Annotated in this window: 8 protein-coding genes; 5 read left to right on the top strand and 3 right to left on the bottom strand. The window is 47.6% G+C overall.

Features of this window, described 5'->3' with window-relative positions; translation table 11 throughout:
* Positions 1-22: 22 nt before the first annotated feature.
* The 3 genes from F3I09_RS19830 to F3I09_RS19840 all read left to right on the top strand — a co-directional run bounded on the left by F3I09_RS19830 (position 23) and on the right by F3I09_RS19840 (position 7,570).
* Entirely contained in the window at positions 23-2,299 is a 2,277-nt protein-coding gene (locus F3I09_RS19830) for an FAD-dependent oxidoreductase (protein ID WP_149696785.1), read from the top strand.
* Between the two features lie 22 nt (positions 2,300-2,321).
* Positions 2,322-4,277, top strand: coding sequence for a hypothetical protein (locus F3I09_RS19835; RefSeq protein WP_149696786.1), 1,956 nt, complete (start codon positions 2,322-2,324; stop codon positions 4,275-4,277).
* 71 nt (positions 4,278-4,348) lie between these two features.
* Positions 4,349-7,570 carry a GH92 family glycosyl hydrolase gene (locus F3I09_RS19840; RefSeq protein ID WP_149696787.1) on the top strand — a complete coding sequence of 1,074 codons (3,222 nt, stop codon included), beginning with the start codon at positions 4,349-4,351 and terminating at the stop codon, positions 7,568-7,570.
* Between the two features lie 54 nt (positions 7,571-7,624).
* Here F3I09_RS19840 and F3I09_RS19845 read toward each other — a convergent pair whose 3' ends face one another.
* Together F3I09_RS19845 and F3I09_RS19850 are read right to left on the bottom strand one after the other, a co-directional pair.
* Entirely contained in the window at positions 7,625-8,308 is a 684-nt protein-coding gene (locus F3I09_RS19845; RefSeq protein ID WP_149696788.1) for a response regulator transcription factor, read from the bottom strand.
* 1 nt (position 8,309) lies between these two features.
* The gene (locus F3I09_RS19850; protein ID WP_149696789.1) at positions 8,310-9,794 is read right to left on the bottom strand and encodes a cell wall metabolism sensor histidine kinase WalK; all 1,485 of its coding nucleotides are present in this window, start codon (positions 9,792-9,794) and stop codon (positions 8,310-8,312) included.
* Positions 9,795-9,961: 167 nt separating this feature from the next.
* Between F3I09_RS19850 and F3I09_RS19855 the strand changes: the two genes are divergently transcribed.
* Positions 9,962-10,756, top strand: a complete 795-nt coding sequence (locus tag F3I09_RS19855; protein ID WP_149696790.1) for a GLPGLI family protein — start codon at positions 9,962-9,964, stop codon at positions 10,754-10,756.
* A 267-nt stretch (positions 10,757-11,023) separates the two neighbouring features.
* Complete coding sequence (locus tag F3I09_RS19860; RefSeq protein ID WP_149696791.1) at positions 11,024-12,070, top strand: alpha/beta fold hydrolase; 1,047 nt, start codon at positions 11,024-11,026, stop codon at positions 12,068-12,070.
* A gap of 119 nt (positions 12,071-12,189) precedes the next feature.
* Here F3I09_RS19860 and F3I09_RS19865 read toward each other — a convergent pair whose 3' ends face one another.
* A complete protein-coding gene (locus F3I09_RS19865; RefSeq protein WP_149696792.1) occupies positions 12,190-15,003 on the bottom strand; it encodes an outer membrane beta-barrel family protein in 2,814 nt (937 codons plus the stop codon).
* Between the last annotated feature and the right edge of the window lie 65 nt (positions 15,004-15,068).

Genomic DNA, 15,068 nt, shown 5'->3' on the forward strand with positions numbered 1-15,068 from the left:
GGGGAAATCAAAAAAGAAATGTATGATGAAAGAACAAGCTAGCGAAGGCAGGCATTTAAGAACATATCAGTATGATGCAGATCTGATAGTCACGGGTGGCGGACTGGCCGGCGTATGCTGTGCTATCACTGCTGCCAGGGAAGGCATTCGGGTAGTGCTGGTACAGGACAGACCCGTGCTGGGAGGCAACTCTTCCAGCGAGGTAAGGCTATGGGTGCTGGGAGCAACATCACATATGGGCAATAATAACCGCTGGGCAAGAGAAGGCGGTGTGGCAGATGAGATCATGACGGAGAATATGTGGCGGAACCCTGATGGCAATCCGCTGATCTATGATACCATCCTGCTGGAGAAAGTAAGCAGTGAACCCAATATCAGGTTATTGCTGAATACAGCCGTATTTGAAGTGACAAAAAAGAATGCTGATATCATCGATCATGTGAAAGCATTCTGTAGTCAGAACAGCACTTTGTACGAGCTGAAAGCACCTCTTTTCTGTGATGCTTCCGGCGATGGTATTATTGGTTTTCTGGCAGGAGCAGCCTTCCGGATGGGGGCAGAAAGTGAAAAGGAATTTGGTGAGAAATTCGCACCAACTGCTGAATATGGAGAGCTGCTGGGGCATTCCCTCTATTTTTATACAAAAGACACTGGACGGCCTACTGTCTTTGTTCCTCCCGCCTATGCACTGAAAGATATTACAGCCATCCCCAAGTATAAACGCATCAACAGCCAGGACCATGGGTGTCAGCTGTGGTGGATAGAATATGGTGGAAGGCTGGATACAGTACATGAAACGGAGACTATCAAATGGGAACTCTGGAAGGTAGTGTATGGTATCTGGAATTATATCAAGAACTCGGGGCATTTCCCGGAAGCGGAAACCATGACTTTGGAGTGGGTAGGGCAGATACCGGGCAAGCGGGAAAGCCGCCGTTTTGAAGGTGATCATATGTTGCGGCAGCAGGACATCATTGAGCAGCGTACGCACCACGATGCGGTGGCGTATGGAGGATGGTCGATCGACCTGCATCCGGCGGATGGTGTTTTCAGCGAAAAACCTTCCTGTAACCAGTGGCACAGCAAGGGTATTTACCAGATACCTTACCGCTGTTTTTACAGTCATAATATCAGTAACCTGTTCCTGGCCGGGCGTATCATCAGCGCTACACATGTGGCTTTTGGCTCCAGCAGGGTAATGGGTACGGGCGCCTGCGGAGCCCAGGCTGTGGGGATGGCGGCAGTGTTGTGCAGGCAATACGACGTACATCCCGGTGCGCTGTTAAAAGAGGAATGGTTGCATGAGTTGCAGTCAAGGCTGATCAGGACGGGGCAGCATATTCCAGGGGTTGTTCCAGCCGATAAGCATGACCTGGTAAAGGAAGCAGCTATTGCGGCCAGCAGTGAGTATGTATTACGTCATCTTCATCCTGATGGGGACAGTATCTGTCTGAACGCAGCCATGGGGCAAATGCTGCCTTTAAAAGCAGGTAATATTCCTCATATGACCGTGTATGCTGATGCGAAGGAAGATACAGCTTTGCAGGTATCCCTCCGTGCCAGCGGCAGGCAAGTGCATCATACGCCGGACCTTATTCTACAGGAGCTTGTAGTTCCGTTAAAAAAAGGGACACAGGCGGTGACATTATCCTTTGATGCAGTATTACCTGATGATAATTATATTTTCCTCTGTTTTATGAAGAACGAGGTTATAAGCCTGCATAGCAGCAGTGAACGGATCAGTGGTATTCTTTCAGTGTTCAATAAGACCAATCCCGCTGTATCCAATTACGGCGCACAGACACCTACTGAAGATATTGGCGTGGAAGCATTTGAGTTCTGGTGCCCGGAACGCCGTCCGGCGGGTAAGAACCTCGCGATGGATATTCCCGCAGGTATTGCCTTATTTGGCGCTGAGCATGTCCGGAACGGCATCAATCGTCCTACACATCAGCCTAATATCTGGCTGGCAGATAAGGCAGATGCAGATCCTAAGCTGACCCTTACCTGGCCGGAAAAGAAGACCATCCGGGAGATAGAACTGGTGTTTGATACCGACTTTGATCATCCGATGGAGAACGTCATCTACCATCATCCTGAAAGAGCGATGCCGTTTTGTGTAGACACTTTCGTGATCTGTAATGACAGGAATGAACCGGTGATCAAAGTGACAGCTAACCATCAGTCATTACAGCGGATCGTATTAAAAGATCCGCTGGAGACAAGCAAGCTGACGGTGCATTTAAAAAGCACACATGGCGGAACGCCGGCGGGTATGTTTGCAGTAAGATGTTATTAACGAATCATGTTAACCGATATTTATGTTAAAGCAATTCAGATCAGTTTTGGGAGTAATGAGCATACAGCTGCTGGCGATAGCAGCTGTTTATTCACAGGATACTACTTTTCATCCTGATAAGCATTGGGTATGTGTGAGCCAGACCGGCTATAACAGTGATGCACCTAAAAGATTCACAGCGCCAACGGCGATGAATGGAACGGCTGATTTTTACATCACGGCTGCTGGAAGCAACACACCGGTATACAAGGGAAAAACGGTGAAGGGAGTGGGCGATTTTAGTGGTTTCAAACCTGCTGATACCCACCAGTTATATGTTGTGCATGTAAAAGGAGGGTCTTTGCCGGAAGGGGTATCCTATCCTTTCAAGATAGGGCCTTACCTGATAGAGAAAGAGGGCTTACATCCATCAGTATGGTTTATGAACGATACCCGGAGTGTGACGGGAACACATCATTCCGCGTATGGCGGTTGTCCGTGGAGAGATGGGACTTATTACTCGTATGAAATCCCTTCTTTGATCTGGATGTATCTCTCCAATCCGGCAGTATACGATGCGATGCCTGCTACTATTTCCTACGATAGCCTGAAGGCAGTAGTGTTAAGTCCGGATTACAAACTGGTAAAATCGCCCAACGACGAAACTGCCATGGATGCTGCCAGGAAGTATTTTACCACTATTGAAAAGCCCACCGGTAATCATATACCTGATGTGATCATGGACCTGCACTGGGGCGTAGGCTATTACATGGTGAATCCTGAAACGAGGGACCCCAGTAAGGACCCTTTGCCACGTCAGTTGCATCCGCAGACGCTGGCGCAGCTGGCTTTCTTCCTGTATGCATATCCCTACCTGGATAAATGGTTCTCTCACAGCTTTTATGAGCATGTGTTACGATTTACACGGCAGCATTGGGCGCAGGTGGGATTACTGGATATTCAACGGGAGATAGGGACTTCCAAGGGCAGGCATACACCGGGCTTCTCTGTGTTGCCCAACCTGCTGATGTACGAGGTGGCAAAACGGGAGCAATGGCCTGAGGCGGCTGATTATATGAAAGCGGCCAGTAAACAGGCCACATGGATGGTTGACTCTCTTTCAATGGAAGACCCTATGGTAACAAAGGGGCAGCGTATGAGCGAGCATATGTTGATGACAGGAATGGCGATGTACCAGCTGTGGCATGGAGATCAGGCGCCTGCAGGGCTCCTGAAGAAAATTGCGGAATGGGCGGATGTTGTGATCAGCAGATCTGATAATGCCTGGGACTTCAGGAGATATGATACGGATAGTAACTGGACAGTGCCGGAATTTAACGAGGTGGGCAACGTGGCTGGCTTTCCTGCTTCTGCGCTGTTGGCGGCTTCCGTTATAAAGGATGCACCGAAAAAACAGCGGCTGGAACAGATAGGTTTTGCTCATTTTGACAACCTGTATGGCCGTAATCCCCTGAATGTACACGCCGCCCATCACCCGGAAAATGGCTTCAGCGGCATCACCAAAGGGTATCCGAAAGGCTACCAGGAGGATGTATGTGCCAGGCTGGAACTATCCCGCGGCTCCATAAGTTGCCTGCCGGGAACAGAAATGTACCCGTTTAATCCATTGGGGAAAGACAGGCACCTGGAAGGATGGATAAACCACAATACTGCCTGGAATATGAGCCTTGCCGTATTGAGCTGGTATGATAACCGTCCGCAGTTATTTGAAAAGAAAAATGACGGCCTGTATATCAGCTGGCAGGCGCCGGTGACGAACAGTAATACCCTGCCGCTTACCGTGTATGTGAATGGCGTAAAGAGAGGCATAGCATCCGCGGTAGCGGAAAATAACAGCATGACCTTTAAAGCGAAGCTGCGTACGAACCAGGAGGGATTAATACTGGATAGTGGAGCCGTGCCTGTCCGTAAGAATGACCGTATCGCTGTGGGCTATGGCTACGGCTTCCTGGAGCGGCAGGTGGCATTGAAGTGGTGATAGGCTGCAGATAAATATATTCCTTTAACAAGAAAATATTTCTACTTTTAAGAGAAGTAAGTCATATAACTGTGAATGTAATCTTCTCTGCCAACGTCAGGCGTATCAGTGTATTTACCGGGTGGACAATCGTATCATGCTTTTTTGCAGGCAGTCAGCTGTCCGCGCAGAAAAAGGCCCCTGTTGATTATGTAGATCCTTTTATCGGCACTGCCAAAAGCAGTGTATTTACCAAATGGGGAAGTGAAGGCGGGACTTATCCCGGCGCCGTAGCACCCTGGGGATATATCCAGCTTACGCCCGAAAACGGGAGTGGAAGCGTCAGAGGGTATGACTACAATAAAAAGACGATTGGCTTTTTCACTTGCCTGGGGCATAACAGTGGTTTTCCCAGCGGGTCTACAGGAGTCTTACAGGTGATGCCGGTGGCCAACAGCGCTGCATTCCGCCTGGTAGATTATCAACGGGCATTTTTGCATGGAGATGAAAAGGCCTCACCGGGTTATTACAGTGTACTTTTCCGGGATAACAATACGCTTGTGGAAGCTACGGCCAGTGAGCATATGGGCATGTTCCGTTTTACGTTCCCGGCGCATGTCGTACCACAGATATTTATAAACAATGTTGATGAATTCAATGCTGCTATCCATTTTAGTGAATCTTATGTGGAGAAGCAGCCCGTAGCAGGCGGATACCTGGTGAAATTTGCTGCCGGAGAGAAACCCAGGCAAGTCATCCTGAGTGTAAGCGCTTCCGGCGTAAGTAAAGAAAGCGCTGAAAGGAATATTGCTGTAGAAGGTGCGGCCGGGTTTGACCGGCTAAGACAGGACACCCGGCAGAAATGGGCGAAAGTCTTGTCTGTTGTAGATATAGCTGATAATAACGAAGCGAATAAGACCATCTTTTATACGGCCTTATACCATGCCATGTTAATGCCCTGGATCATCTCTGATGTAGATGGTAATTACCGCGGACGGGATGGAAAGGTGCATACAGTGAGCGGTCGGGCGGCATATGGCGGGTTCTCTCCCTGGGATACTTTCCGTTCCCTGCATCCCTTATTGAGCCTGTTGTACCCGGAAAAGCAGCGGGATATGATATTGTCTATGCTCGACATTTACCAGCAGACGGGTTATCTGCCTATCGAGAGTATGACAGGTAATCATGCTGTGCCCATCATAGTGGATTCCTACCTGAAGGGAGTACCGGGTATTGATAGTGCAGCGGCGTATGCTGCTATGAAAAAGAGCATTGTGGATACGCCATTTATACAAAGTGATCTGTCGGTGTTCCAGCAAAAAGGATATATCCCTTTCTCTTATCCCGAATCTGTTACACGCACCGTGGAATATGCTTATGATGACTGGACGCTTGCGGCGTTTGCCGGGCAGGTCATGCATAATGACCATGATCAGCAGCTGCTGATGAACAGGAGCTACCAGTACCGGAATCTTTTTCATCCGCAGGATCTGTTCGCATTGCCACGACAGGAGTACGAGTTTAAAATAGAACCAGGCAATACAGGTTATAAAGAAGGCGACAAATGGGTCTATTCTTATTTCGTGCCGCAGCATACAAGAGACCTGGTGAACCTGATGGGAGGCGATAAACTGTTCACGGAACGCCTGGATACAGCCCTGAGCCGGGGACATATTACATTTGATAATGAGACTGTGTTCCATGTGCCTTATCTTTTTAACGCCGCCAATGCGCCGCATAAAACGCAGCAATGGGTGAGGAATATTATGCAGACAAGATTTAAGGCAACACCTGGTGGATTACCGGGGAATGATGACCTGGGATCGACTTCCAGCTGGTATGTGCTGAGCGCCATGGGGATGTATCCTATCTGTCCGGGATTACCGGAATACACTATCGGTGTTCCCGCTTTTGATACCCTGCGTATTCACCTGCAGAACGGTAGGGACTTCGTGATAAAGCGTACACATGCCCAGTATCCTTATATAAAATCACTGACCGTCAATCATCGTCCTTACAGCAGCATCAGCATACCACATGCACTGATGGCGAAAGGTGGAGAGTTGGTATTTGATATGGACGCATCTCCTGCTAATAAATGGCTGGTACGGGATACCGCAGGACAGGCATATTTTGAGATCTTTGATCAGTCAGTTTCTAAAAAAAGTGTGCTGCCTGATGAACCTTTTTATGTGCGTTTCTCCGTGCAGAACAAGGGCAGTCTCGGTACTAAGCGTGTAGAATTGCTGGTAGATGGAAAATTATATGCGTATAAGAACTGTATGGTGGCGCAGGGGATGACGGTGACTGATTCCATCCCTTGCCGTCTTTACCGGCTTGGAAATGCGCATCTCACACTGAATGGACAACAAGTAATGACCGTACAGGTGAACAAACCTGATCATCCCTTGCCCGATCGTCCGGAGATTAAAGACCTGATATTGCGGGCGCTTGTCAGGAAAGGTGATCGGCAGCAGGTAGTATTTACAGTACAGAATACCGGCTGGACCACCCATACCTTCCAGGTGCCGCTAAAGCTGGACAAGCAGGTGTTGATGACAGAAAAGATCATCCTGGAGCCGGGACAGGAAAAAACGCTTTCCAGGCAGTTCCCTATGGCGCAAGAAGGATGGCATACGGTAAGTATTGGGGATGTGGCTCAAAGATGTAAGGTATATACAGCTAATAAAGATGCGATACTGCTGGATCTGTCGGCAGCCGGACAGGCATCTGACAGTCTTATATCAGACAATTCTGGTTTAGGGAATCACGGGCATATTTTCGGGGAAGGTGGCCGTAAAGAGCCCGGTAAATTACTGCTGGGAAAAGACTGTTATGTGGAGGTGCCTAATGCCCGTAGTCTTGATGTGATGGGAACGACTATTACAATGATGGCATGGGTTTATCCGAAGAGTACTGACAACGGACTGGTGGACATCTTTACCAAGGGAGATACACATGTGCTGCAGGTAGCTGATGGCAGAACACTGACCTTCTTTGCCGGTGGATGGGGTAGAGGCGATTGTACCGTGCCATTGCCGGAAAACTGGAAAGATCACTGGCATCATATTGCGGGCGTATGTGATGGAGATAGCCTGAAAGTATATATAGACGGAGAAATGAAAGGATATGCAATACCTGAAGGGCATGAGAACTTATCCGTGTTGAACAGGTGGACGCTGGGAAGGAATGAAGAGTTCCCTTTTCAAAGGATATTTAACGGGTATATGGATAAGGTGAAGGTGTTTGCTACACCATTGTCGGGAGAAGAGGTAAAGGAGATATGCCGCAAAGAGAGCGATATAGCGCATTAAGCAGAAAGCCTCGTACAAGTACGGGGCTTTCTGCTTTTATAGTGTAGATCGTCTCTAGGTTAAAACAAACCTGTATCCAATCCCCTTTATTGTGAGGATCTGAAGATTTTCATCCTCTTTCAGATGCACGCGTAATCGCGTAATATACACGTCAAGGTTCCTGCTATTAAAGAAAGAATCATGCCCCCATAGCAAATCTAATATCTCTTTCCTGTCAATGATACCATTCCGTTTTTCGTACAACAGCTTTAACAATTCGCTTTCCTTATACGACAACTTTTTCTCTTCCCGGGCATTAGCCAGTACCTGGCGATTGGCATAAAAGCGGAACTTTCCGATGCTGATATGATCAGTGGAGGTAGAAGATGTTGCTGCTGGTTTACGCAATACATTGTCGATACGTACAATCAGTTCTTCCATACTGAAAGGCTTGCGGATGTAATCATTACCGCCCAGTGTAAAGCCTTTAACAAGATCTTCTGTTTGTGTTTTAGCTGTCAGGAATAGGATAGGGACGTCCGGGTCAATGGCCCTGATCTCTTCTGCTACTTCAAAGCCATCCTTGTTAGGCAACATGATATCGAGCACGCATACAGTCGGGTTGATCTGTTTGAACAGGGACAATACATTGGCCCCGTCAGTTTCCATGACCACTTCAAATCCTCTCCGCTGCAGGCTTTCTTTTACAATCTTGCCCAGGGATGGTTCGTCTTCAACGTATAGAATCTTTGTTTTCACCTTAGAATATTTTAGACCTGATCTGGCGGTTTTTATCGTAATAAATAACAGGGGCTTCTACAAAGGGAAGTTTTACGGAAAAGGTACTGCCCTTATGCAGTTCGCTCTCTACTTCTATAAAGCCCATGTGTCTTTGTACAATATGTGATACATAACTTAAGCCAAGGCCATAACCTTTAATATTATGCCGGTTCCCATTGGGAATACGGAAGAACTTTTCAAATATTTTTCCTTTGTACTCTTTTGCAATGCCCATCCCGTTGTCTGTTACGCGTATCTCCAGGTATTGGCCATGGTCAAGGATATGAATAAGGATTTCAGGATCCTTGATGCTGTATTTGAGTGCATTGTCCAACAGGTTGTATAGTACACTTGTGATATGCAGCTTATCTGCCGTAATAATGAAGTTATGCCCGCTTGTTTTGATACTGGTATGCGCCCGGTGTTTTTCAAACTGGAGCCGCATAGATTCCATTACACTTGCAGCCAGTGCTCTGAGATCAAACTGTTCTTTACTTAAGGTGATCTCCCTGTTTTCGAACATGGATAGTTTCAGTACTTTATCGACCAGCAGGCTGAGTCGCTGCATTTCGTTGGCGGATATTTCCAGGTATTCATTGGTGGTTGCTCTGTCTTCCAGTACGTCAAAGCTCCTGAGTGCCTCGATAGCGACGCTCACCGTGGCAATGGGTGTTTTCAGCTCATGTGTGATATTACTGATAAAATCATTCTTCAGCTGTGCCAGCTTTCTTTGCTGCTTCAGGTTCCTGTAGAGCAGGAGAAAGGACAGTATTGTTATGCTCAGTAACAGTGTAGAAATAAGGATAGGCTGGCTGATACGTTGCAGGAGGTACCATGTGTTATTACTAAAAGCCAATTGGTAGCTGACAGGTTTCGTGAAACCAATGGTGACGATATTGCCATCGAAGTCGTTCGGGAAAGGCATTATTTCATCCCGGGGTGTATCAACAGGAACTGTATGAATGGTGAATGGCGTGTTTATTTTTTCTCTCCTGAGGGTCTCGCTGTAAAGGCTGGTGATCTCCTTTACCGTAAGAGAGTCGCGGAGAGAATCCACGCCGGCCAGGAAGTCAACGACCCTGACGCGGTGGACCTTGTTCGTGTCACTGTATATCGTATTTAATGAATCGTGAAAAGCGGGGCTGCCCTTTACTGTCAGAAATACTGCGCGCTTTGCAGGCCTTGCAGCACCGGCAGAATCCCTGAGCCGTTCCTGTAATACGTTGGTGATACGCGTTACGCCCTGGCGGTCCTGTACCGTGATACTAAGGCCGGAATCAAGCTTTAGCTTGGACGCCTGCAGGTGGAAGAGGGTTTCCCGGAAAAGTATATTGGTCCGGGTGGAGAATAGTTTTTCTTCTTCCCGGTAATTCTTATTCAGCCAGTATACCTGGAACGCTGTGATCAGCAGTATCGTGAGTGCGATCAGGGAAATGGTGACTGGTATGGAAAGTTTATAGCGCATGAATATATAGCTGTTGGGTAGTATAGCTATTGATAGCTATGTTGCAAATGTATTATTTCCTTTGAGCCCGGCATCAGAACATTAACCTAAATTAACATTAAATCAAGTCATGTTAACCTGTGTTGCGGGAAGATCTGGATAGCTTTATTTCCTTAAAATTACACAGGATGAAAAAGATATTTTTTACGATTTCCCTGGGGCTGGCGGTCATTACTGTCAACGGTCAGCAAAAACAGGGTAAGGTATTGTATACGCGTACGGTACAGATGATGCTGGACATTGCCATGGAACCAGGAGCGGTACCGCTTCCGCGCACACATACCAGCAAACTGGAAGTATTATTTGGTAATGATCAGTGCCTTCGCCGCGCGGTGGATGAAGACAGGCCGGAAGAGATGGAGGAAGGTGGCGGCGGATTACGGGTGCAGACAATGATAGCCGGTGCGGACGACCTCACTTATGTAAATCTTGCTACGGGCCAGGTGGTGGAACAGCGTGAGTTTGGGGCAAAGAATTACATCGTGGCAGACAGTGTACGAAAACTGGACTGGAAGCTGACAGGACAGACAAGCACTATCCTCAATTACCCCTGTCAGCAGGCGGTGGCCCGGCTTATCGGCAAACGTGCCACGACCTCCATGGAAAACGGAGAGATGAAAACGAAAGAGGTAGCAGATACGTCGGAGATCGTTGCCTGGTTTACGCTGGCCATTCCGGTACCGGCTGGCCCGGAATACCAGGCACAATTACCAGGGCTTATATTGGGGCTCGATATTGGTAATGGCCGCACGGCCTATAAAGCGGTTGAGATCTCCGGGGATGTGGAGCTGGCAAGCATCAAACCGCCATCCAAAGGTAAAAAGGTGACTGCGGGGGAATTTGACCGGGAGCGGGACAAGGTATTTGCAGAGATGCAGCGTAATAATGGAGGCAGAATGAAAATGATACGCATGGACCAGTAACTCAGCTTATTAAACGGCCCTTTTCTACCAGGAAAAGGGCCGTTCTTTTTGGTGTAGCTCCGGGATATTTATTGTTCTGCCCGACTCCAGCCCCAATATGTTGTTCTTAGTCAGATTTGGGTCCTTGTATTGTCTAATTCAGGGATGATTATGTCCGGTTTACGGTATCCATGATTTGCGTTGAACCTGTGTCAATCTACTTTTGTTGTGCAGGGTGAGCAAATGAGAAGAACGAAAAATTACCTGACAACTTTAATTAAAAATACTATGAACAACAGAACAGCTTTTGGCCGTCGTTTTTTAGGAGCAGCAGCTTTTATCTTCGCAACATTAGGACTGGGCAATCTTAATAGTGCAAATGCCCAGCACAGGCAGGCTGCCAGTGAGGAAAGCACTACAGCTACCAGCGTCTCATTCGATCATATCAAACAAATTAAGGCCGGCGTACTGGACGTAGGTTATGCAGAAGCAGGACCTGCTGATGGCGAACCTGTTATTCTCCTGCATGGCTGGCCATATGACATCTACAGTTATAAAGAAGTATCAGATATACTGGCTGCCAAAGGCTTCAGGGTGCTGATACCTTATCTGCGGGGCTATGGTACTACCCGTTTCCTTTCTGCAGAAACACCCCGTAACGGACAACAATCAGTAGTGGCAGTAGATATCATCGCCTTTATGGATGCATTGAAAATTAAGAAAGCATTGGTAGGTGGATTTGATTGGGGTGCGCGTACTGCCGATATCATGGCAGCACTGTGGCCTGAACGTGTAAAAGGACTGGTGTCAGTAAGTGGTTACCTGATCGGTAGTCAGCAGGCAAATAAGACACCGCTGCCGCCTAAAGCTGAGCTGTTATGGTGGTATCAGTACTACTTTGCAACAGAACGTGGTCGCGCCGGATACGAGGCTAATACCCGCGAATTTAATAAGCTGATCTGGCAGCTGGCGTCTCCAACATGGCACTTCAGTGAAGCTACTTACAATCAGTCAGCCGCTGCATTTGATAATCCTGACCATGTACAGATCGTGATTGACAATTACCGTTGGAGGTTGGGCCTGGCTAAAGGAGAATCAAAATATGATGAGTTGGAAAAGAAACTGGCTACCGGTCCAGCCATTACAGTACCAAGTGTAACTCTTGAAGGAGATGCAAATGGTGCCCCTCATCCAGATCCTGCTGTATATGCTGCTAAATTTAAAGGCAAATATGCGCATCATACCATCACAGGAGGTATAGGTCATAATCTTCCCCAGGAAGCGCCTCAGGCATTTGCAGATGCGATCATTGAAGTGAACAACTTCGCCAAATAGTACCTGCAAACAAAAATAAAGACAGCGCTCAATGAATGAATTGGCCGGAAGTGGGCGGACTTCCAAACGGCCAGGGCTGACCCGAAAGGTCAGCCCTTTTTGCGTTATAAAGTGTTCTTTCAGCGCCGTATGATATTGAACCCGCCATGTTCCTCCCTGACAGGACGCTTACTAATGCTGTAGGTGAAGCTCAGCAGGAAGAAGCGTTGCAGGTTCTTTGTCCGGCTGTCTTCAATATAGTTTTGGTTACTGCTGCGGTTGATGCCTATGTTCCTGTTCAGGATGTCATTGACGCTCAGTTTTAATTCTCCCCTGTTAAAACGGAGGAACTGGCGGCTGAATGAGGCATTCCACAGTGGAATACTGCTGTTAAAGCCCTCTGCACGGCGGTTGTTAATAGTGTATGTAAAGCTGGTATTCAGATAGAAACTGGCAGGTAATTGCCAGTTGACCTCTCCTTCATATTGCTGGGAAAAATAGTTGGTGCTAAGGGCAGACTGCAGGGAATAGGCCGTGTTATAGTAATTGAATCCTGCATTGAATGAGAGATCCAGTTTGCCGGTAGGGGCCAGGTCCATACGTGCTGAAGGCCCCAATGTAAAGGTGCGGATGGCATTGGAAACCGTATTGATGAACTGTTCTGTTTTACTATATCCCATATTACTGCTAAAATTGACTGTGCCTTTCAATGCCCGCAGGGGTAAACCCCAGTGGATGGCGCCCGTCATATTGTATACGCCGTTCACGTTCACCGGCATGGTATGTTTGACACCGGATGAATCCACCATATGAGCATCTACGATCTTGTTCTGCGTCTCCTGCAGGTTGAAGAAGGCAAACAGGTTCTTGTTCCTGAAAGGATCGACGGATATGTAGTTGAGCTGTACCGCATGCGTATATTCCTGCTTTAGATAAGGGTTGCCGTCACGGATGTTAAGCGGGTCCGAAATGTCGGGAACGGGCTGTAACTGTGATACATTTGGCTGGTTGGTCATGGCCGCATAGTTGATGCTGAGATTCCGGTAGCGGCTGAAATCGTATTTAAACCGGAGAGATGGCAACAGGTTAGTGAATGTCTTACGGATGACGGAATCTTTTGTACCCGCAATGATGTTTCCATCTAGTGTGGCATATTGCCAGTTTAGCCCTGCCGCCAGGCTGAATTTCTTTTGTTTGGTACGCAAGCGAATGCCTGCGTTGGTGTAACCGTAAGTGTTTTCGAAATTGTTTGTCAGATCTTCATTCAGCCGGTCAAATTTACCGGTTTGACTGTTATAGTCATAGGTTGTTTTATCGGAAGTGCTGCTGGTATTACTTCGGCTGACGCTCAATTCCAGCAGGGAGTGTCTGAACAGCGGTTCTGTATAAACGGCGCGGAGCGTATAAGCTTTAAGATCGCCCTGGGTGGTATTGACCTGGTTGATGGAGTCGTAGTCAGGTTGGGAGGCTCCATGGTTATAGAAGTGATTGGCAGAAAGCAATTTGCCCTTATTCTCACTGTTATTCAGGCTTGTTTGCAGTCCCAGTGAAAAGGTCCTGCCTTTGAGCGGAAATCTTTTCCGGAATAATATATCGTTACGGAAATTGGTGCCATGTCCGCTGGAATAATTATCGCTGAATCCCTGGTTAGCCAGTTGTTTGTCTTCCCACAAAGTTTCATAGCTGCTGTGGCTTTTAGTACGGGCTTCCTGGTAGCCTGCAGAAGACGATATTTTGAGGGAGTGAAAGGAATCTATGGCAATATCGGCCCCGAGGTTCAGGCGGTGACTGTTATTGAGGTTATCGCTGGTTGAATGCTGGTTATAGAAATAGGAGGAATCGGGCAGAAAATACTGACGTTGCACGGTGCTTTCCTTGTAGGGGTTATAGCGGTTATAGAAGTAGCTGGAGCTGAGGTCGGTTTTATTACCGATGATATTATTGTAATTGATCCCGCCTCCCCAGATAGTTTTGATACCATTATTGTTGCCTGTCCCTCCTAAGGCGCTGCCAGGATCATCCGCAGTGATGGAGAGGCTGGCAGTCCCGTTACCACTCTGACGCATACGGTTCAGTTCCCCGCTAAAGTTCATCAGGTCCATGAAGGAAAAGCCTTCGGCGTTGGAGTTATTGCCCATGCCAATAGCGGATAGTTGCCTGGCGCCTTTGAAAGAGTTGATATTAAACCGTCCTTCATATCTGTCATCCGTACCTCCACCGGAGTTTACTTTACCGAACATACCTTTTCTTTTATCCTGTTTGAGTTTAAGGTTAATGGTCTTTTCACTGTTACCGTCGTCGAAGCCAGTTAACTGGGCGGCATCGCTCAGGCGATCGTATACCTGCAATTTGTCGACTGCATCTGCCGGCAGGTTTTTGGTAGCCAGTTTAGGATCGGTACCGAAAAACTCCTTTCCATCTACGAGTATGCGGTTGACTTTCTGTCCCTGGGCTTTTACAGTTCCGTCTTTATCTATCTGTATACCGGGCAATTTCTTCAGCAGTTGTTCCACACTGGCATTGGGTGGTGTTTTAAATGATCCTGCATTATACTGAATAGTATCGCCAATAAGCGTAACGGGGGGCGCTTCCGCACTGATCTCGACTTCATTGAGTGTTCTGCTAAGGTCATTCAATATGATGTTGTAGAGGTTGATGTCATGGTTGCCGGCGTTGATGTTAATGGGCCGGCTGACACTATGGTATTTGACATGAGTAATAAGCAGGCGGTAGTCTCCGTTAGGAATGCCGGACAGCTGAAAAGCGCCTTTGTTGTCAGTCATGGTAAAGCTGATCAGGGAGGAATCTGCTTTCCTGAAGAGCGTGATGGTAGCTGATGCTACCGGCTGGCCGGAAATGGTGTCAGATACAGTGCCTTTAACTGTCCCGTTTCGCTGGGCATAAGCGGCGAGTGTGAAGCAGCAGGCAAGGAGTAGTAGGTAGTGTTTTCTCATGATGGTCGTTACTTCGTGAATAACATGAAGGTAGATCCACCATCTGCAAAAGCAGGTTAATATGC

Source organism: Chitinophaga sp. CF418, assembly GCF_900142925.1.
In the GTDB taxonomy this organism is placed as follows: domain Bacteria; phylum Bacteroidota; class Bacteroidia; order Chitinophagales; family Chitinophagaceae; genus Chitinophaga.

Excerpts from the sequence above, each read along its gene's own strand:
- F3I09_RS19830 (WP_149696785.1), top strand. The coding sequence starts at position 23 with ATGATGAAAGAACAAGCTAGCGAAGGCAGGCATTTAAGAACATATCAG.
- F3I09_RS19835 (WP_149696786.1), top strand. The coding sequence starts at position 2,322 with ATGTTAAAGCAATTCAGATCAGTTTTGGGAGTAATGAGCATACAGCTG.
- F3I09_RS19850 (WP_149696789.1), bottom strand. The coding sequence starts at position 9,794 with ATGCGCTATAAACTTTCCATACCAGTCACCATTTCCCTGATCGCACTC.
- F3I09_RS19855 (WP_149696790.1), top strand. The coding sequence starts at position 9,962 with ATGAAAAAGATATTTTTTACGATTTCCCTGGGGCTGGCGGTCATTACT.
- F3I09_RS19860 (WP_149696791.1), top strand. The coding sequence starts at position 11,024 with ATGAACAACAGAACAGCTTTTGGCCGTCGTTTTTTAGGAGCAGCAGCT.
- F3I09_RS19865 (WP_149696792.1), bottom strand. The coding sequence starts at position 15,003 with ATGAGAAAACACTACCTACTACTCCTTGCCTGCTGCTTCACACTCGCC.